This is a genomic window from Bradyrhizobium arachidis (genome assembly GCF_024758505.1).
GTDB lineage: Bacteria > Pseudomonadota > Alphaproteobacteria > Rhizobiales > Xanthobacteraceae > Bradyrhizobium > Bradyrhizobium manausense_C.
In genome coordinates, this window is sequence record NZ_CP077970.1 from 1,614,670 (window position 1) to 1,634,020 (window position 19,351).

A 19,351-nucleotide genomic window follows, 5' to 3' on the forward strand; every position below is an offset into this window, starting at 1 on the left:
CAGCTTCGGCTCCAGCCGATATCGGCAGTCTTCTTTCTCCTGCGATGATCGCAACGACGTCCCTATAGCTATGTCGATTAACTGCGAGCGTGGTGCTAATTTTGCAGGAATCCAAAAGCAAAGCGATTCCATGTGCCGATTTTTGCTTTTCAAGGCTTCTAGAATGTCATGGAGAAGCTTCTTTAGGAGGGGAGTACTATGACCTTTACGCGGCGTGAGTTTATCGCAACAGCAACGGCGGGCGCGGTCACGTTAGGAATTCCCGGCCAGGCGCTGGCGGAATCATCGGGCGAACTGAGGGTGGTCGTAGGTGGAGGGGGGTTTGGCAAGGCCGTAGTGGAGGCGTATGTGAAGCCTTTCGAGGTTGAGACCGGGGTCAAGGTGACGCCGATCACTCAGGACGTCACCGGATCTCAGGTTGAGCTGATGGTGAAGTCAAATAGCGTTACGGTAGATGTGGTTGTGCGGAGCGCGGCCTCCGGCCTTATTCTGGCTCAGCAGGATCTTTTGGAGAAGGTCGACTATTCGATCTTCAAGCGCGATGAGCTAAACGCGATCGCTGATTATTGTAAGAACCCTTTCGGCTTCGGTAGCTGGATCTATTCTTACAATTTGGTTTATAACACCAAGGTCTTCCCAGCTGATAGACCTCGCCCGACCAATTGGGCTGAATTCTGGGATGTGAAGAAATATCCTGGCTCTCGGTCGCTGCAGACCGGTCAATACGGATATGCGGGTCCGTGGGAAGAAGCTCTGTTGGCCGATGGCGTGGCTGTGGATGCGCTTTATCCAATCGACGTTGACCGCGTTTTCGCCAGCCTGGATAAAATCAAGCCTCATGTCGTCAAGTGGTGGACGAACGGATCCGAAAACGAGCAAATATTGCGCGACAGTGTAGCTGAAATAGCCATGTCTTACGATAGTCGGCCGCTCAATTTAATCAGTCAGGGTGCGCCAATCGAGATCAGTCGGAATCAGGCTAAGTTGACTTGGGACTTCTGGGTCATCCCAAAGGGTAGCCCCAATGTGAAAAATGCGCAAAAGTTCATCGAATTCACCAGTCGCGCGGATCGACAAGCAGCCTATGCCAAATTATACACCCAGGCTCCCTCGAACAGTAACGCCTATAAGCTACTGCCAGAAGATTTGGCCCGCAAACTAGCGTCCTATCCCGCCTACCAAACGACCAGTTTTGTGGCAGATCCAAAGTGGTATCTTGAGGCCGGCTCGGATGGCACTACGAACTATAAGCGGCTTATTCAGCGCTGGAACGAGTGGATTCTTCGCTAAATCCAACGAGTCTAAGCGACGGCAATCTGTCGCCTGATGGGTGGTTGCCGATTGCCATAGATGGCCGAACGACGCTTCCGCAGCGCGGTTAGGAGGCGTCATATTCTACTGATCTGACCGTTCTGGAGTGTCGAGAGTGAACGGAAATATCGAACTATCCATCCCACTTTTAGGTGGATACCATCGCAAGAGATGTCCAACCCCGCGCAAATCGAGTCCAGTTTTTTTTACGAAAATGTATGGGCAAGTACGCGTCAGCGATAGCCTGCTTGTTGGGCATGACTCGTCGAGACGACCGACATCGCGGTTGGATTGGTTGAAGCCCGGTATCCGCTTTGCGGCGGTATGAGGTAATTACAGAGCAAAGCGGATGAACACATTTCAGAAGTTCTGGCGGATGCCCATCGGGCTCACCGTGCCTGCATTCGCCATTCTACTGGCGGTTTTCGGGATACCGATCGTCGGGCTCTTCCTCACCACTCTAAATGCGCCAGACTTCTCTGTCGCCAATTATCAGGCGTTTTTTGCCCAGCGGGCGAACGTAATTGTTCTGCTCCAGACCATCGAGATTAGCGTCGTAGCCACAGCCATCTGTCTCATCATCGGCTATCCTATGGCTTATCTGATCGTGGCTGCCCCGAAACGCATACGCGTTGCGCTTATAGTGCTTGTTATTGTGCCGTATCTGACTAGCGGATTGGCGCGCACCTACGCATGGATATTGATCCTGGGCGGGCACGGCTTGATCAACAATCTGTTGGTCTACCTTGGACTGATTTCGAATCCGCTGTCGCTTATCTACAATCGTTCGGCAATCTATATCGGCATGGTGCATATTATGTTGCCGATGATGATCATTCCGCTCATCAGCGTCATGCAAGGGATCGACCAATCATTGGTGGCGGCAGCCCGCAGTATGGGAGCGGGGCCGTTTGCCGCCTTTTGGCGCGTGTTTTTCCCGCTGACCTTGCCGGGTGTGCGCAGCGGTTCGCTCCTTGTCTTTATCGTCTGTCTCGGCTTCTATATTACTCCTGCGGCATTGGGTGGGTTACGCGATGCCATGCTGTCGAGCTTCATTGCGTCGCAGGTCAGAAACTCCTTCGACTTGTCGTATATCGCCACAGCGGCCTTTATGCTTCTGGCGATCGCCGCGCTTGTGCTCTCGATGGTTGGTTTGGATTTTTCAGGCGAGCGTGGCCGGCGGAGCCGGCTCGCTGTGTTCGGCGCGGTGACAAGGCTTCTTAACAAGCTTTTTGCTCCGTATCGGGCGCAGCGCTGGATCGCCCAACTGTACAGGGCGGGGGGAGGCAGCCCCTGGTCGAAAATCGCAGGCACTGTGTTTGTCGCGCTCGTACTGTTTTACTTGTTGTTTCCCGAGTTCGTCGTCATTGTCATGTCATTCAGCGGCAAGCCATATTTGGAATTTCCGCCCTCTGAGCTCTCATTGCAATGGTACCGTTCCTTCTTTAGTGCTCAGCCCTGGACCAGTGCCGTTTGGACCAGTATTCAAATCGGACTTGCGGTAACTATCCTATCGACCATCGTCGGCACGCTTGCAGCATACGGTCTTGCCCGGACTCTTCCCCGGTTGCGCGGTCTTTTGACGATGATAGTGCTGACGCCGATCACCTTTCCAGTTGTCGTCGTGGGCGTCGCGATCTATTTCGGATTGGTCAATTTCGGACTAGTCGGAACGAGGCTCGGTGTTGTCCTAGCACACACTGTTGGCTCATTGGCCTTTGTCGTAGTTATCGTCTCGGCGACTCTGGCTAATTTCGATTGGCGGCTCGAACAAGCGGCAAAGAGCATGCGGGCGGGCCCACTACAGACCTTCTTAAGGGTGACGCTACCGCTGGTCCGGCCAGGGATCATCGCTGGCGCAGTGTTCGCGTTCATTCATTCGTTCGACGAGATCGTGATCACATCATTCGTCGGCGGGTTCGCGATAGAGACGTTGCCAATGAAAATGTGGGAGAACATGAATAATACAATCGATCCGACGATCGCAGCAGCCGGGTCATTGCTGACTCTTCTGCCAGTGCTTTGGCTTATCGTTCTCTATGTCGCATGGTGGCGTCTCAGGTTGAGAGGGCAACCCGAGCGCTCGCTCCCAAACACATGAGTGCATCTGAACTTATGGAACCTCCAAGTCACAAATCGTCATCGACTCGGAGGCCTGAACGATCCAACGGCTCCAGAACCCCTGGTTGGGCCGAGGCGCAACAATCATTCGCCATTGTCCGCGTTTTCGCGAGTTCCCGCGGATAGTGTAGCCCTATGCCCTTCCGCTAACTGCCTATCCACGAGGCTCGTACGCGTCCGAGGCTCAACGGCAAGTGCCATGGCGCGGTCCGGTACTACCGGTGCCGCGTAGGTCTGATCTCGACAGCAGCAAGAACGTACGCATCCGGTGTAGGATATCCCTCCATTGAGGGCCGCCTTGTTTGACGAACGCGATCGCTGCAGGGTAAGCGGCGCTCTGACCCCACATTGTGGAGTTCGGGCTGATCGGCAAGATGCGAGCCAACACATACAGTTCGGTTCGCATATATGGTTGAGCATATAGTTGACGCTTCTGAGCCGCGGGGCCGGGTGGAGATCCAGGTCGGTGCGGGACATCGCCGGCGGTGGAGCAACGAGGTCAAGGGGCGGATCGTGGCGGAGTCGTATGCGCCGGGCGCGGTCGTGTCCGAGGTGGCGCGCCGGCACTGTATCTCGCCGCAACACCTGTTCGTTTGGCGCAAGGCGGCGCGCGCCGGCATGCTGAGCCTGCCGGCCGACGGGACGCCCCTGTTCGTTCCGGTGGTGACGGAGCGGCGCCCCGCAGGGACGGTCGCGGAAGCGGCAACACAGAGCTCGACAACGATCATCATCGAGATTGGCGGTGCGGTGGTTCACGCGGCGGCCGGGGTTAACCGGTTAACCCGACATGGCTGTGCGATGTGCTGCGGGCCGTGAGGGCGGCAATATGATCGGGGCGCCGGCGGGCGTGAAGGTCATGGTTGCGACCCAGCCAGTTGACTTCCGCAAAGGTGCCGACGGTCTCGCCGCGCTGGTGCGCGAGCAACTCCGCCATGATCCATTCGCGGGAACGATTTTTGTCTTCCGTTCGAAGCGAGCGGACCGTTTGAAGATTTTGGCCTGGGACGGGTCCGGACTTGTGCTGCTGTGGAAGCGGCTGGAGCATAGCGCGTTCCGGTGGCCGCCGATCAGCGATGGCGTGATGCGGCTCTCCGCCTCACAGCTCGCCGCGCTGATGGACGGCCTGGATTGGTCGCGTCTGCATGCCCACGACGTTGCGCCGCCGACCGCAACGTCGTGAGCCCTGCGGCGGATTGAATCAAGTCGGCGGCGGTATTCTACAACGGCCCGCGAATCAGATTGAGTGGGGGCGTGAGCGAGACCGCAGATCAGCTTCCGACCGATATCGATGCGTTGCGAGCGCTGGTTACGGCAGCGCGTGCGGAGCGCGACAGCGCGATCGCAAAATGCGACGCTGCGATCGCAGAGCGCGACGACGCGCTGTCGCAGATGGATCGCCTGCGGCACCTCTTGCGCCAGCTGCAACGCGCGCAGTTCGGCCGCAGCTCGGAGAAGCTCGATCCTGAGCAATTGCAGCTGGCGCTCGAGGACATCGAGCAAGCCATGGCCGGCGACGAGGCGGTCGAGGACAAGAAGGATCCTGCGAGCGCTCACAGGCGCGCCGACAAGCGTCGCACCAGTCGCGGCGCGCTTCCGGTCCATCTGCCGCACATCGATGTGACGATTGCCCCGGCAGATACTAACTGCCCGTGCTGCCGCGCGCCGATGCATGTGATCGGCGAGGAGGCATCGAAGCGGCTCGATGTCGTTCCGGCGCAGTTCCGCGTTATCGTCACGCATCGTCCAAAATATGCCTGCCGGGCCTGCACGGATGGCGTGGTTCAGGCACCGGCACCGGAGCGGCTGATCAAGGGCGGTCTGCCGACCGAGGCGATGGTCGCCCATGTGGTGGTCGCCAAATATGCCTGGCATCTGCCGCTCTATCGGCAGGCCCAGATGCTGTTGGCGCAGGGCATCGACATCAAGCGCGCGGTGCTTGCGTTCTGGGTGGGCTATGCGGCCGCGGAGCTTCATCCGCTGTGGCTGCGTCTGCGCGAGATCATCTTGACCGCGGGCAAGATCGCGGTCGACGAGACCACGGCGCCGGTGCTCGATCCTGGCCGCGGCCGCACCAAGAAGGGCTTCTTCTGGGCGATCGCGCGCGACGATCGGCCGTGGGGCGGGACCGACCCGCCGGCGGTGGCCTACACCTATGCGCCCGGTCGTGGTGCCGTCCATGCGCTCAAGCTGCTCGACGGCTATCGCGGCATCGTGCAATGCGACGGCTATAGAGTCTACAAGACCATTGCCGAAACCGCGCCTGACGCGGCGATCACGCTGGCTTTCTGCTGGGCGCACCTGCGGCGGCGGTTCTTCGACGTTGTCCAGGCCGGTCCTGCCCCGATCGCCAGCGAGGCGCTCGAGCGTATCGCCGCTCTTTATGCCATCGAGAAGACGATCAGGGGGCGCAGCGCCGATGAACGCCATGCCGTCCGCCAGGAACGCAGCAAGCCGCTCGTGCTGGCGCTCAAGGCCTGGTTCGAGCATCAACTCACCCGCGTCTCGGGCAAGGCGACGATCGCTGAGCATATCCGCTACGCCTTGAACCACTGGGACGGGCTCACGCGGTTCCTCGATGACGGCCGCATCGAGCTCGACTCGAATATAGTCGAGCGAAGCATTCGCCCTCTCGTCCTCAATCGTAAAAACGCATTGTTCGCGGGGCATGATCAGGGCGCGGAGAACTGGGCCTGTATCGCTTCGCTGATCGAGACCTGCAAGCTCTGCGGTGTCGAACCCCAGGCCTACCTGACCGACGTTCTCACCAAGCTTGTCAATCTCTGGCCAACCTCCCGCCTGGATGAACTCATGCCTTGGGCGTGGGTCAACGGGCACGCGACACACCTCGCCGTTTGACGAGCTCGGATCCTGGATCGCGGCCGTTCCGGAGAGCCTGGTCGCCACCGGCTCGGCGCCGTCCGGCAGCTTCAACAAACCGTCGCGGGCCGCCTTGCGCCAGGCCGAAAGTTGCTGCGGCAAGATCTCGTGCCGACGTGCGACCTCCGACACCACCGCGCCCGGTGCAAAGGATTCCGCCACGATCAGTGCCTTGACATTGTCGCACCAACGACGGCGCCGGGCCTGAGCCCGTAGTGCGTCAACGACATCCGTAATCACGCTGCGATCCGCTCTCTTCGTGACTGAACGCATATTGCAGGCCAGCCCGACTACAACAAGGTGGCGGGAAATGACCGCTTACGCTGCAGGTCCTAGGGGGAATCCTAGGAGAAGCGCTATGACGATTTCGAGGGCGAAGGTGATCATCGAGGAAGCGGGCGAAGTCGTCCGTAAGCGGCAAGCTGCGGCCGTCACACGGCATGGTTCCATGGCATAAGCGCGTCGATTTCGCTGCTCGGCCAGCCGTTGGCGATACGCTGAAGCGCTAGGCTGAGCCAGGCGAACGGATCGACGTTGTTCATTTTCGCCGTCTGCAGCAGCGTCGCGATGGTCGCCCAGGTTCGTCCGCCGCCGTCGCTGCCCGCGAAGAGGCTATTCTTTCTTGTAATTGTCTGTGGTCTGATGGGTACGCATCCGGCGTAGGCCAGCAGGCTGGTTGGATCATTCCCGTTGCCATCGCGTGAGCAGCTTGGGGTTTTCTTTGTAGAACCTGACGAGCTCGATCAGGTTTTCGATGCCAAAGTCGGTGAACGCCTGAACACCATCTTCGCCGACGCCATAGACCCAGATCAGGCCGTCCTCGATCTCCATTTCGATGGCAATGTCGCGCAGCCAGTCTTCGTCTTCAGCGAGGTCCTTTGCGACCTGGGTAATGGTGGTGACGTAATGAACCTTGTTGACGTGCGTGGTCATGCCGCTCGAGCGGAGAACGCTGATGCCGGCGTCCAATTCCAGGGCAGAAGCTCGTCCAGCCGATGAGCTGGGTGGGCGGCGATACGGGCAAGGATATCCGTGAGCCAGGCCTGTGGATCGACGCCATTCATTTTGGCCGTGACGATCAAGCTATACATGGAAGCCGCGCGCCGTCCGCCGCGATCAGAGCCGCAGAACAACCAGGATTTTCGCCCAAGAGCGATGCCTCGCAAGCCTCTTTCGGCGGCATTGTTGGAGAGGCAAACCCGCCCGTCCTCCAGGAAGAGAATGAAGCTCGCCCATCGCTTCAGGATGTAGTTGAACGCCTTGGCCAGGTCGTGTCCACGGGACAGCTTGGCGAGCTGCTCCCGCATATAGACCTGAAGGTCCTCGACCAGAGGCCGGCCCAGCGTCTGTCGCACCTCCAGACGCCCTTCGGGGCTCCTGCCATTGATGGAGCGCTCGATCTCGAACAGCGCATCGATCCGCCGCACGACCTCGACCGCGATGGGCGAGAGCGGGATCTCCTTCTTGTCGGTGGCCTTGCGACGCGCATTCTCTTCGATATCGGCCATGGCGAAGAATGGGCGCCGCGCATGGACCCAACACGCCGCTTCCCGGATCGGTCCAGGGTGGCGTCCCGCCAGATAGAGCTGGTTGTACCCGTCATAGGCGTCGGCCTGCAGGATGCCGGCATACCCCGCCAGATGCGCCTGGGGATGCTCGCCCCTACGGTTGCGGGAGTAGTAGAACGTCGCCGCCGGCGGCCCGGCGCCACCAAACGGCCGATCGTCCCGGACGTAGATCCAGCAGCGTGCCGTATCGGTCTTGCCCTTGGCCAGCACCGGCACCGTCGTATCATCGGCATGCAGGCGCTCGGCCGCCATGACATGGGCTTCGACCAGGCGCAGCAGGGGATCCAGCGACGCATTGACCGATCCCACGGCGTCCGCCATGGTCGACAGCGAGATCGGCACACCTTCCAGGGCGTAGCGCTCAGCCTGGCGGTTTAAAGGCTGATGTTGGCCGAACTTCTCGAACATGATCATGGCCAACAGGCTCGGGCCGGCCCATCCCCGTGCGACGGCATGGAATGGCGCCGGGGCCTGGCTGATCTTCTCGCAGTCGCGGCAGGAGAACTTCTCCCGCACCGTCTCGATCACCTTCCACTGGCGCGGTACCACTTCCAGTGTCCTCGTCACGTCCTCGCCGAGCTTGCGCAGACGATTGCCGCCACAGCACTCGCAGGCCGTCGGCGGCTCGATCACCACTCGTTCGTGCGGTAAATGCTCGGGGAAGGTCTGGCGTTCGCCGCGCTTGCGCGTAAATCCGCGCACCGTCGTCGCCTTGGCCACAGCGCGCTCCGCCGCCAGCTCGCCTTCAGTGGCGTCACTTTCCAACTCTTCGAACGTCAAGGCCAACTGCTCGATCAGGCGCGACGAACGCTCCGACCGCTGGCCGTAGATCTGATGCTTTAGCTTGGCAATTTGCAGCTTCTGCTGGGCAATCAGCGCTTCGTCCTCAGACGCCTTCGCGCGGGCGACCGCAAGTTCAGCTGCGATCTCCAAACCCTTCGCGCGCTCGGCTGCCAGCGCCGCTTTCAGGGCGGCAATGTCATCCGGAACAGCGTCACGCTCTGCATCCATGCGACACAATGAATCACAGATTGGAAGCGTTGGGACTTCCCAAAAATGCAAAATCTGCTGGATTTTGTGCTCAACCCGCGCTTCTCGGTCGCCAGCTCAGTTGTGGATTCCGCCAGTCGATCCCTTCCAGCATATAGGCCATCTGCGCCGCTGAGATCGATACCGCGCCGTCCGACGCCGAAGGCCAGATGAACTTGCCTCGGTCCAGGCGCTTGGCATAGAGCGACATGCCCAACCCATCATGCCAAAGAATCTTGACCAGATCGCCGTTGCGGCCCCCGGAAGATGTAGAGATCGCCGGCATGGGGATCGCGCTTCAGGCTCTCCTGAACCGTAAGCGCCAGGCTTCGCATGCCGCGGCGCATATCGGTATGGCCGGTCGCGATCCAGACTCTGACGCCGCTCGGAATCGGAATCATCGTCGTCGCAAGAGCTCAAGAACCTGCTGCAGCGCCTCAACGTCCACGTCACGGTCAACGCGAACACGACAGCCGCCCCCGAGCTCAATCTCGATGATTCCAGCCCTTGCACGCTGCGCAGGCGGTGAAGACGCCAGTTGTGGTGCGCCGCTCGAGATCGGAGCCGCTACAGGTGTGATCTCGACGGGAACAAGAGCAGGCGCAGCATCTCCGCCCAGTCGCCCCTGGCGCGCTTGTCGACGCCAGGTGAACAGCAGGCCATGAGCCACCCCGTGCCGGCGTGCCACCCCGCAGACCGTCTCGCCGGGCTGCAAGGTCTCTTCGACAAGGCGGACCTTCTCGTCGTAACTCCATCGCCGCCGACGCTCGGCGCCCAACACATTGACCTGCATTCCCGACGTGACCTTAAAGCTAGACTTAAGGTCAAATCCTCAGGCCGCCTCGCAAACTACACAAGGCGGCCTTCGCCGGAGAGATACTCTGATGGCGCGCTCGACGATGTTGGAGTCGAGCTCAATGCGGCCGTCGGTGAGGAAGCGTTCGAAGAGGGGGCGGCGCGAGACGGCATAGCGTATTGCCTCGGCCAGTTTTGATTTGCCGGAGATCCGCCGCAAGGTCTGCTGCCAGAGATCGAAGAGATCTGCGACGACCGCTGCGGAGGCTTGCTGGCGCGCGGCAACGCGTGCGTCGGGGCTTTGGCCACGCACGGTCTTCTCGACTTGCCAGAGCTTTGCCATCCGTTCGACCGTGGTCGTTGCCACTTTCGAGCTTCCTGCAACATGCAGCTCGTAGAACTTGCGCCTGCTGTGTGACCAGCAGCCGGCCAACGTGATGCCATCATTGCCGCGATCGGGTCGCGCCAACTTGTTATAGGCGGCGTATCCATCAACCTGCAGGATGCCGCGATAACCATTGAGATGCCGGACCGCGCATTCGCCGGAGCGGCTGTCTTCGAAGCGATACGCCACCATCGGCGGACCGCCGCGGCCAAAGGTTCGGTCATCTCGGGCATAGGCCCATAAGTAGGCCGTCTTCGTCGATCCGGAGCCGGGAGCGAGAGTCGGCAAGGTGGTTTCGTCGGCAAAGATCCGATCCGCCTTCTTGACCTCGCTGAAGATGTAGTCGGCCACGATCTCAAGCTCAAAGCCGAGCTTGCCCATCCACTGCGCCATCAGCTGGCGGTCAAGTTCGACTTGGTCCCGGGCGTAGATGGCTTCCTGCCGATAGAGCGGCTGCCATCGGCGTACTTGGAGACGGCGATCTGGGCCAGAAGGGCTTCGGTCGGAATGCCACCCTCGATGATGTGGGCTGGGGCCGGCGCCTGGATCACGCCGTCCTCGTTCTTGAAGGCATACTTGGGACGGCGCGTGACGATGACGCGGAACTTGGCGGGCTCCACATCCAGACGCTCCGACACGTCCTCGCCGATCAGCACTTTCTGCTTGTCGGCATGCTCAGCCAACGCTTCCGGCTCAATGACAACCTCGATCCGTTCCAGATGGGACGCAAAGCCCTTGCGCCGACGAGGTGCGCGTTTGCCATCCGCACGCTCGCAGCCCTTGTTGACCTGTGCCCTGATCGCAGCAATGCCGGTCTCGATCTCCTCGAAGGCAAAGGCCTGCTGTTCGTCATCGATGCTCGCAGAGCCGAGCTTCTCCGATCGTCGGCCGAACCGGGCGCGGTCAAAGGCCTTCAGGATCTGCGTCAGCCGCGCGATGCGCGCATCGGCATCGGCGTTGTGGGCCTTGAGATCGTCGACCTCGCTCTCCAGCGCATCGACACGGGCCGCCTTCTCGGCCATGGCAAACACCATGGCCTTCAGCGTCTCCACGTCATTGGGGAGGTCGAGATTCGGCGGCGTCATTGACCCGACCAGAGCACATTTTGCTCCGGTTCTCTCACCCTTTCAGGCCGTTGATTCACTTCGCCGCAGCGCTTTTACCCAACAATCTCCGGCGGCTTGACCGGCATAGCCCGGACCCGCTTCCAGTCCATCCCATCCACCAGTGCCATCAACTGCGCGGAGGTGAGCTGCACCCGGTGATGCCCGATCCGCGGCCAGCTTTTCAAGACGTTTCAAATAGAGGCACACGCCGGAGCCATCCCACCATACGATCTTGATTCGGTCGGCTCTTTTGGCCCGGAACACGTAAAGCGCGCCGTCGAACGGATCTGAGCCGGCATCGCGCACAAGCGCAACAAGGCCATCGATGCCCTTGCGGAAGTCGACCGGATGACTGGCGAGGAACACCTTCACACCGGAGGGGATCATGCCGAACGGACCGCCCGGATCACCCGCTGCAAATGCGCCTCGTCGACATCGACGCCGGCGCGCACGACCACCTTGCCAATGGCAATCTCGATTACTGAGCCTGCCACAGGAGCCACCACACCCTCGCAACTAGAGTGCCGCAAGCGATAATCCTGCTCGGCCCGAGCATCACGGCGCCAGGCGAAGAGCTGCGACGGGTGAATGCCGATCCGATGGGCGATCGCCGATACGCTCGCGCCAGGCTCCAGCGCCTCTGTCACAACTTGCGCCTTGAACTCGTCCGACCAGCGGCGGCGAAGCTGCCGCGGCGCTCCCTCAAGACGCTCGGCGACCGCTTCAATCATGTGGAAGGTTCTAGTTCCAGAACTAGTCGCAGACATAGAAGCTCACATCGGCTCATAAACTCAGCAGCCCATAGCTGATCGCTCACCCATTCCGCCAGATGGGGGCTCTTTGCCGCTTACTATCGTCGAGCAGCGGCTTGCTTCTCTCCTTGTGCACGGCACGCCGCTCGTCGGCGATGGGAGGATCTGCCTCAGCAATAACGCCGCTGAAAGAGCGTTACGCGGCATCGCGTTGGGGAGGCGCAACAGGACCTTCGCCGGCAGCCTGCGCGGCGCCGACCGCGCCGCCATCATGCTGACGATGATCACGACCTGTCGCCTGAACGACGTCGATCCCAAGGCCTGGCTCGCCGACGTCCTAGCCCGTATCGCCGATCTTCCTGCGTCGCGTCTGCACGAACTGCTGCCCTGGGAATGGAAGCTTCTGCGCCAAGCCGGCAAGCCCGACGATCAGCAAGCCGCCTGACCTTCACCCCAACGCTGTCATACAGCTCGCCACGCCCGCGCGCATGCGTCAATAAGGCGGCCTTCGTCGTATGCGTACTAAGCTTCTGCCAAACTCTGATTCTTAAGGGATGGTAACCTGAACTGTGTATGCGCTATCGTGTGTTGCCAATGGAGGATCTGGACCGCCCAGCAGCATGCGCGAGCAGTGGCCAGCGACGAGCCGGCTCATGCTCAACAGGCCTTCACTTTCGGGTAGCCCAGATCCGGTGAGGAAGGTCCGCCATACTCCGCAGCATCGTTGGGCAGCAGCATCAGTCGCCCCCTCGACACTTGCTTGCAGTCTACGAGCACGTGGTGGGCTCGCGGCCCACAAGCCTGCGCCATAGCCACCATCCGCGTCGGGAGGCCCCGGAACGCGGATGTGGTGAGCGCCCTCAAGGCGACGTGCACATCTTGCGCATAAGCGTCAAATTTCCCAGTGGCTGCCTATTTGCAGTCCACTACTTTATCGGATCGCAATAGAGTTGTCGTGAGACCAATCCACCCAGACCTCGTCGCCTCGCGCAAATGTCGGGCTGCCGTAGCCGCTATTGTTCAGGGAGGTCAGGCGGAGCGCTCCACTCGAGATCACGTATCTCACCGCTTGACCTACGAACACGAGATCCTCGACGGTGCCTTGCATCCCGATGCCAGACTGCTGTTTGAACGGGGTCACTCGGAGGGACTCGGGGCGCACCATGATCTTCACGCGTGCCGCGATGCCGGCCTGGTTTTCTGCGGCCGCGCAGGAAACCCTCCAGCCCTCCGCCAGTTGGACGCAAGCGACGCTGTCAGTGATCTTCTCGACCGTGCCCGTAACGATATTGGATTCACCGAGGAAGTCGGCCACGAACTCGTTCGCTGGCCGAAAATAGAGATCCCTTGGTGTGCCAACCTGTTCAATACGCGCGTGGTTCATCACGCATATCCGGTCGGACATCGCCATGGCCTCTTCCTGGTCATGGGTCACGTAGATGATCGTGACGCCAAGCTCGTCATGGATCTTCTTGATCTCAAACTGCAGCTGGATTCGAAGCTTCTTGTCGAGTGCGCCGAGAGGCTCGTCCATTAGGACGAGCCGAGGTTCATATACGAGACAACGGGCAATCGATACGCGCTGCTGTTGTCCCCCTGACAGTTCCTTCGGCTTTCGCTCGGCAAAACCCGTCAAGCGAACGATCTCCAGAGCAGCCATGACACGCCGCTCAATATCCTGGCGGTTCACCTTGCGAATGCGCAAAGGAAAGGCAACGTTATCGAAGACCGTCATGTGCGGCATGAGTGCGTAGTTCTGGAAGACCATGCCGAGCCCGCGCTCCCGGGGCGGCACCCTGGTCACGTCCTGTCCGTCAATCAGGATTTGACCGCTCGTCGGGGTTACCATGCCCGAGATCATGTTCAGGAGGGTAGTCTTCCCCGAGCCGCTGGGGCCGAGAAGGGTGAGAAACTCGCCCCTGCCGATCGACAACCGGATGTCGTTTAGTGCAACGACGTTGCCGTAGTTCTTCATGACGTCGAGAAACTGCACTGCAGGAACCGTCGGCGAATCCAACGCCGTTTTCATTCGCGACATCGTATCCATCTCAAACGCTTCCTCCGAATATCTTGTTTCGTAAACCGGATAGTAGCATATTGCATAACGATCGGCTATATTGCAATCCGATATAGAAGGTTGGACGTGCGCATGACGGACATCATAGGGCGCCGGGAACTTGTCGGTTTCCTAGGTCCCGTCACATCCCTAATGGCATTCGGGTTGCTGCTTCCGCTTGCTTTCATTACTTACAATAGCTTGGGAGGCGAACACCTTTCGCTCAAGGCGTATACCGAGCTTTTTAATAGCGCTCTCTTTCTTAAGGTCACCTGGACGACTATCCAGATATCCTTCTCCGCCGCGCTCCTGAGCGTCGTGCTTGCTTACCCAATCGCACTGCACCTTTCGAGGGTCTCTGACCGTTGGCGACCCTTATTCATGGTCCTCGTACTGCTTCCGTTCTGGACGAGCATCTTGGTGAAGAGCTACTCGTTCGTGGTCGTGCTCGGCGAGCACGGTCTCGTCAATAACGGCCTCGTGGCTCTTGGCCTGCCGAGATTGCCGCTGATGTTTAATCGCGTCGGCGTGCTGGTCGGGATGACCAACTACTTGGTACCGTTTGTTGTCTTCCCCTTGCTGGCCAACTTGCTCGGCCAAAGCCTGGAGTTGCGAAGAGCTGCCGCCGTAATGGGTGCCTCGGATCTCAGGATTTTCTGGCAAGTCACGTTTCCTTTGAGCCTGCCAGGCTTGCTCGCGGGCGGCATCATGTGCTTCGTCATTTCCCTCGGATCTTTTGTCACGCCTGCGCTACTGGGCGGGCGTCACGACATGATGGTGGCGAATCTTATCGACTTCTACACGCGCGAGTCGCTCGACTGGTCGGTGGCTTCGGCAATCGCCGTACTGCTCTTTGCTGCCGGTGGCACGCTGTTATTGCTGCTAGGCAAGGTGCAGGGCAGCAAGTCGCTAATCTGAGGTGAATCCATGGATCGTGTTGCAAAGGACGGTGCATTTGCCCAGGGCGCAATCGTGATTGCCCTGGCAACATTGCTTTACCTGTATTTGCTATTTCCGATCTTGATTATCGCGCCAATGTCATTCGGAAACCGGGTTGAGCTGGTCTTTCCCCCGGCTCACTACAGCCTCGACTTGTACCGCGACTATTTCGGGTCCCAGGACTGGTTGCTCGTCACCTATCGTAGTGCACGTATCGCAGTCCTTGCTTCGATGATTGCGATGCTTGCCGGCGTGCCAGGTGCCTATGCCTTGGCGCGAACGGAATTCCCTGGCAAGCGTATTCTCGTGCTGTTTATCATGAGTCCAATGCTCGTGCCGCTCGTGGTGATTTCGCTCGGACTGTACCTGTACTACCTGCGGATATCGCTTTCAGGGACGGTGACGGGACTGGTTCTTGCTCACGCGATGTACTCCGTTCCATTCGTGGTGTTAACGGTGAGGGCCGGGATCGAGCAGCTCGACGAGAGGCTCGAACGCGCCGCTGTCATCATGGGGGCGAGGTATTTCCGGGTCTTTCGCGAGGTTGTCCTGCCCCAGCTTTCGCCGTCGCTGGTATCGGCAGCCTTGTTTGCCTTCCTCATGTCTTTTGACGAGGTCGTCATTGCCTGGTTCATCACGGGCCCGACTACGATGACCCTGCCGGTCAAGATGTATTCGAGCATCAGATGGGAGAGTGCCCCGGTACTCGCGGCCATCGCAACGATCCTGACCGTGCTTTCGATCGTGATTTCTCTTGTTGGAGTCGCATTGACGCGCAGTCGCGCGGCACCAAAGTAGCTCTCTTACCACAAAAAATGGAACTTACGAACATGGAAGATCTTGATCGTCTCAGGACCGACTGCGAGCTTGCTGCGAAATTTTGGGGGCGCACCTTTTCGGCGCTCGGTGCAGTGACATACCGAGAGAAGGGCGTGGCGGCACTCGGAGACTTGTGGGTCCTGCTCCTTCGGCAGCATCAGTCGGAATTCTACGAACAGGGCCTACGAAAGCTTGGGATCGACGATGGAGAACCGCCAGCGATCAAGGCTGCCAAGTATCACTACTTCACAAACATGATCGGCGGCCTCACGATGGACTACATCGAGGAGAGCCCAAAGAAGGTCTGGATCCGCTACACCGCGCCAATGTGGACCTACCCGGGAACGACGATGCTGGCGATTCCGGGTTCTCTGAGAAGGCGGATATTCACTGCATGGCATCCGCGTAATGGCAAGCTCATGCGGTGCCCGCGGCTTGGCTGGGTTTCCACCAAGTTCATCATGGAAGGTGAGCCGTACGACGAAGGATACTTTCAGGAATACGACCGGGAGCTTTTGCCAGGCGAAGAGTACCGGTTCGAGGTCGTTCATCGGACGCCTGAATTCAACTCCGCAAAAGCTCCCCAGCTCGATGCTAAAATCTGGCCCGAAGCGCGGATGCTGAAGGCGCGCCGCAATTGGTCACGCGAATACGTGCGCACGACGATCGACTGCTTGTTCCAGCTCTTTGGCGAGCAGATCACTTATTTCATCTTCCGCCAGGCCATGCGAGGCTTGGCCATTCAGTACACGCAGGAGCTGAAGCAGGATACGCAGGTAGCTGGAGCCGATTCAGACGCAATCGCGAAATTCATCGTCACTTTGTTGCGCGCCTGCAACCAACAATTCGAGCTTGACAGGGGCGGCGCGAAGACTCGGATCAAGCTTTATTCCTTTCTGCCATTCCCGGGCCATGCATCGGAAGAATTGAGATCCGCAATGTTCGAATTTCCTGTGATGGCGGCTAGGCTTTTGAACGGCCGCGTCTCGGTAATTCGCCAGGCCAAGCCCGAATACGAAACTTGGGAGATTGACGACGCTGGCAAATGGTTGTGGTGATATGAGCGGCGGTACACCTCGCAGGGAGTGGCCGAGTGTGAAAGGACAGCTCCTGGGCAGATGTGTTGCTTGATGCTTTGCCAGCGCTCAAGTTGCGTTAGCGTCAGTAGGTTGTCAGAAAAGCTTGACTACGATTGACATTCTCGAAGGGCGATGCGAGATCCAAGCTGATGTCGGAGCACCCAAACTTGCAAAAGAATTCAAAGCCTTCTCCGAAGAGGACACCTAAGAGTGCCGCCAAGGCGCGCGTTCACCGTGAAAAAGGTGCCGACAGTTCGCTTTTTGTGAATTCGATTCAGAAGGCCGTGTCGGTGCTGAACGCGTTTAGCCGGGAGCGTCCACGCTTGACACTGGCGGCAATTACGCGCCTGACGGGACTCGACAAGAGTGCTGCACAGCGTTTTCTGTACACTCTTCATCAGCTCGGCTTGGTGAGAAAGGACGACGAAACCAAGCAATACTCTTTATCTCCTAGGCTGTTAGAGTTTGCCTATGCTTACACCTACAGCGACGGCCTGATTGAGCGAGCGCAGCCTTTCCTGGTGGAAGCGCATGAAAAAACCAGAGAAACCGTCAACCTCATGGTTCTCGACGGAACTGATATCATTCTCGTCTCTCGTATTCCGGGCGAACATGTTGTAACGATGAACATCCAGGTCGGCTTTCGTATGCCAGCGCTTTACAGTGCGACGGGCCGAGCGATCGTGTCGCGCCTCGATCCGAAGCAGAGGGACCAGGTGATCCGGACGACGAAATATCACCAGTACACCGATCGGTCTGTCAGCGATCCCAGCGAGATGCGGAAACTGCTCGAAAAGGCAGCAAGTGAAGGCTTTGTCCTGACGCAGTCGCAGTATTTTTACGGCGATATCTCGATAGCAGCAGCCGTTATCGACGGCTCTAAGACTGTTCTCGGTGCAGTGAGCCTCTCGGTGCCCGAGAGCCGCATGACCGTCCAAGAGGCCCGCGAAAAGCTCGTCCCAGTGACCATCGAGGCCGCGCGAAAAGTTTCCCTTTCGATGGGCGCCTATTAGACCCCTTTACACTTCAGTCAGACAACGTTGCGCGCAGCACGTAGTGAAACGCTATTGCCCTTGCGAAAAATATATCATATTGCATTACAATACAGTGTGTCGAGGGAAAATGCGCAGAATGAGTGGCCGGCCATAGACCGAAGGAAATTCCTACGCTGCACGGCCAAAATCGGGGCGGCGCTCGCTGCTTGCAGCGCACCGTACGTCTTTAGTCGAAGAGCCTTCGGCGCCACTGCAATTTCGTTTGCCAGCTACGGCGGTAGTTACGGCGACTTTGTCCAGGAGTACTGGATCAAGCCCTTTACCGCTGAGACGGGCATCTCCGTCCAGTATGTCAACGGGCCGGACCTTGCGAAGGTCAAGGCGCAGGTCGACAACAAGAGCGTTGAATGGGACGTTTTCGATGCCACCGGATCTGTTGCTTATGCCGGGGTTGATCCCCAGGTACTCGATCCAAGCAGGTTCGTACAGCAGCCTGATAACAGCGCGCTGGTGCCGAGTTTCATCTACACGGGAGGCATCGGCTACGATCCTGCTCGAACAAAGAGTCCCGCGAGGGACTTTGCGCAGTTGTGGGACGTCGGATCTTTTCCTGGCCCGAGAGGCTTGAGCAACACGGTAAGTGAAAATCTCGAGCGCGCGCTCCTCGCTGGTGGCGTTCCCGCTTCCGCGCTCTATCCGCTTGATATTGACCGTGGCTTCAAGTTGCTGGATGCGATCAAGCCCCACGTCAAGCAATGGTATGAAGCGACGGCCCAGGGTATTACGCTCATTCAAACGAAGGAGGCGGATTATACCTACACTTTCGCCAACAGGGTGAAGGCGGCGAAGGCCTCGGGCGTTTCGATTGATTTCTCCTTCGATCAGTGCATTAGCTCGAGAAGCTATTACACGATCCCAAGGGGTGGTCCTCGTAAGGGCGCGGCGATGCGCTTTCTCGAATACGTCACGCGGCTGAGCAGCAGGCCATGATGGCGAATAAGCTTTTCGTCGTTCCTGTGACCATCGGTGCCGAGACAAAGCTGAACGGCGAGGCTCGCCGCTGGATGCCCGATTTGAAGAACCGGAAGAACGTACTCGTCAACAACGACTACTGGCGCGATCGTTTCGTCAACCTCGATAAGCGCTTCAAGGAATGGATCCTTACCTGATCGCGCAGATCGAGATTCCATACTTACACTTGGCGAGCTCACCAAGGAACACCGAGCGCGAGAATGGGTCTGTTCAAGAGAGTTACTGGCGTCAATCTCGAAGGCTCAGTTATTCTCGGGATCGCGCAACGGCCCAGCAATGTCCTCTCAGCGAGGGTGGCTGGGAGGAGTGGTGTATCGCCAACCCAAATCCAAGCACAATCGCTTGCGTCGCGGACGGAGTGATCACTATGGGAGGTGCGTCGACATGGGCACGATGACCTTCGGCTTTGGCAATGGCGACTTCCATCATATCAATGCTGGGCATTCAGCGCCGAGCTTGTTTTGAATTTCATCTTGGTCGGCCATTC

Annotated in this window: 19 protein-coding genes and 4 pseudogenes; 12 read left to right on the forward strand and 11 right to left on the reverse strand. The window is 59.0% G+C overall.

Annotated elements, in window-relative coordinates; translation table 11 throughout:
• The first annotated feature begins 198 nt into the window (after nt 1-198).
• From KUF59_RS07225 to tnpC (KUF59_RS07245), 5 genes are all read left to right on the forward strand, one after another.
• A complete protein-coding gene (locus tag KUF59_RS07225; RefSeq protein WP_258769043.1) occupies nt 199-1,290 on the forward strand; it encodes an ABC transporter substrate-binding protein in 1,092 nt (363 codons plus the stop codon).
• 370 nt (nt 1,291-1,660) lie between these two features.
• Nucleotides 1,661-3,412 (forward strand): ABC transporter permease subunit, encoded by a 1,752-nt coding sequence (locus tag KUF59_RS07230; RefSeq protein WP_258769044.1) that lies wholly within the window; start codon nt 1,661-1,663, stop codon nt 3,410-3,412.
• A gap of 470 nt (nt 3,413-3,882) precedes the next feature.
• Nucleotides 3,883-4,248, forward strand: a complete 366-nt coding sequence (gene tnpA / locus KUF59_RS07235; protein ID WP_258769045.1) for an IS66-like element accessory protein TnpA — start codon at nt 3,883-3,885, stop codon at nt 4,246-4,248.
• Between the two features lie 10 nt (nt 4,249-4,258).
• Nucleotides 4,259-4,612, forward strand: a complete 354-nt coding sequence (gene tnpB / locus KUF59_RS07240; RefSeq protein WP_258769046.1) for an IS66 family insertion sequence element accessory protein TnpB — start codon at nt 4,259-4,261, stop codon at nt 4,610-4,612.
• Nucleotides 4,613-4,683: 71 nt separating this feature from the next.
• A complete protein-coding gene (tnpC, locus tag KUF59_RS07245; protein ID WP_258769047.1) occupies nt 4,684-6,288 on the forward strand; it encodes an IS66 family transposase in 1,605 nt (534 codons plus the stop codon).
• Nucleotides 6,289-6,396: 108 nt separating this feature from the next.
• Here the strand turns inward: tnpC (KUF59_RS07245) and KUF59_RS07250 are convergent.
• The 10 genes and pseudogenes from KUF59_RS07250 to KUF59_RS07285 form a co-directional block, all read right to left on the reverse strand.
• A pseudogene (locus KUF59_RS07250) lies at nt 6,397-6,582 on the reverse strand (transposase); the annotation flags it as partial.
• A 158-nt stretch (nt 6,583-6,740) separates the two neighbouring features.
• Nucleotides 6,741-6,953, reverse strand: a pseudogene (locus KUF59_RS07255) (transposase domain-containing protein); the annotation flags it as partial.
• A 37-nt stretch (nt 6,954-6,990) separates the two neighbouring features.
• A complete protein-coding gene (locus tag KUF59_RS07260) occupies nt 6,991-7,242 on the reverse strand; it encodes a hypothetical protein (protein WP_258769048.1) in 252 nt (83 codons plus the stop codon).
• Nucleotides 7,239-8,888, reverse strand: coding sequence for an IS66 family transposase (tnpC, locus tag KUF59_RS07265; RefSeq protein WP_258769049.1), 1,650 nt, complete (start codon nt 8,886-8,888; stop codon nt 7,239-7,241). Before tnpC (KUF59_RS07265) ends, KUF59_RS07260 begins: the two co-directional genes overlap by 4 nt.
• Before the next feature lie 70 nt (nt 8,889-8,958).
• On the reverse strand, nt 8,959-9,192 hold the full coding sequence (gene tnpB / locus KUF59_RS07270; RefSeq protein ID WP_258769050.1) for an IS66 family insertion sequence element accessory protein TnpB: 234 nt from the start codon (nt 9,190-9,192) through the stop codon (nt 8,959-8,961).
• Nucleotides 9,128-9,307, reverse strand: a complete 180-nt coding sequence (gene tnpB, locus KUF59_RS44010) for an IS66 family insertion sequence element accessory protein TnpB (protein ID WP_309500942.1) — start codon at nt 9,305-9,307, stop codon at nt 9,128-9,130. The genes tnpB (KUF59_RS07270) and tnpB (KUF59_RS44010) overlap by 65 nt, the downstream gene beginning before the upstream one ends.
• Nucleotides 9,304-9,699: an IS66-like element accessory protein TnpA gene (gene tnpA, locus KUF59_RS44290; protein WP_408918076.1), complete on the reverse strand. Its 396-nt coding sequence runs from the start codon at nt 9,697-9,699 to the stop codon at nt 9,304-9,306. Before tnpA (KUF59_RS44290) ends, tnpB (KUF59_RS44010) begins: the two co-directional genes overlap by 4 nt.
• A gap of 87 nt (nt 9,700-9,786) precedes the next feature.
• Nucleotides 9,787-11,171: pseudogene (gene tnpC / locus KUF59_RS07275) on the reverse strand (IS66 family transposase); the annotation flags it as partial.
• A 42-nt stretch (nt 11,172-11,213) separates the two neighbouring features.
• Nucleotides 11,214-11,579, reverse strand: coding sequence for an IS66 family insertion sequence element accessory protein TnpB (gene tnpB, locus KUF59_RS07280; protein ID WP_258769051.1), 366 nt, complete (start codon nt 11,577-11,579; stop codon nt 11,214-11,216).
• Entirely contained in the window at nt 11,576-11,923 is a 348-nt protein-coding gene (locus KUF59_RS07285; RefSeq protein ID WP_258769052.1) for a transposase, read from the reverse strand. The genes tnpB (KUF59_RS07280) and KUF59_RS07285 overlap by 4 nt, the downstream gene beginning before the upstream one ends.
• A gap of 175 nt (nt 11,924-12,098) precedes the next feature.
• Between KUF59_RS07285 and KUF59_RS07290 the strand changes: the two are divergent.
• A pseudogene (locus KUF59_RS07290) lies at nt 12,099-12,389 on the forward strand (transposase domain-containing protein); the annotation flags it as partial.
• A 486-nt stretch (nt 12,390-12,875) separates the two neighbouring features.
• Here the strand turns inward: KUF59_RS07290 and KUF59_RS07295 are convergent.
• Nucleotides 12,876-13,991: an ABC transporter ATP-binding protein gene (locus tag KUF59_RS07295; protein WP_309500943.1), complete on the reverse strand. Its 1,116-nt coding sequence runs from the start codon at nt 13,989-13,991 to the stop codon at nt 12,876-12,878.
• Nucleotides 13,992-14,093: 102 nt separating this feature from the next.
• On the opposite strand from KUF59_RS07295, the gene KUF59_RS07300 reads away from it, so the two are divergent.
• The 6 genes from KUF59_RS07300 to KUF59_RS07325 all read left to right on the forward strand — a co-directional run bounded on the left by KUF59_RS07300 (nt 14,094) and on the right by KUF59_RS07325 (nt 19,001).
• Complete coding sequence (locus KUF59_RS07300; RefSeq protein WP_258769053.1) at nt 14,094-14,918, forward strand: ABC transporter permease; 825 nt, start codon at nt 14,094-14,096, stop codon at nt 14,916-14,918.
• 9 nt (nt 14,919-14,927) lie between these two features.
• The gene (locus KUF59_RS07305; RefSeq protein ID WP_258769054.1) at nt 14,928-15,737 is read left to right on the forward strand and encodes an ABC transporter permease; all 810 of its coding nucleotides are present in this window, start codon (nt 14,928-14,930) and stop codon (nt 15,735-15,737) included.
• Nucleotides 15,738-15,769: 32 nt separating this feature from the next.
• On the forward strand, nt 15,770-16,816 hold the full coding sequence (locus KUF59_RS07310; protein WP_258769055.1) for a hypothetical protein: 1,047 nt from the start codon (nt 15,770-15,772) through the stop codon (nt 16,814-16,816).
• Between the two features lie 188 nt (nt 16,817-17,004).
• The gene (locus KUF59_RS07315; protein WP_258769057.1) at nt 17,005-17,850 is read left to right on the forward strand and encodes an IclR family transcriptional regulator; all 846 of its coding nucleotides are present in this window, start codon (nt 17,005-17,007) and stop codon (nt 17,848-17,850) included.
• A 27-nt stretch (nt 17,851-17,877) separates the two neighbouring features.
• Nucleotides 17,878-18,822: an extracellular solute-binding protein gene (locus tag KUF59_RS07320; RefSeq protein ID WP_258769059.1), complete on the forward strand. Its 945-nt coding sequence runs from the start codon at nt 17,878-17,880 to the stop codon at nt 18,820-18,822.
• Entirely contained in the window at nt 18,819-19,001 is a 183-nt protein-coding gene (locus tag KUF59_RS07325) for a hypothetical protein (RefSeq protein ID WP_258769060.1), read from the forward strand. Before KUF59_RS07320 ends, KUF59_RS07325 begins: the two co-directional genes overlap by 4 nt.
• Nucleotides 19,002-19,351 lie beyond the last annotated feature (350 nt).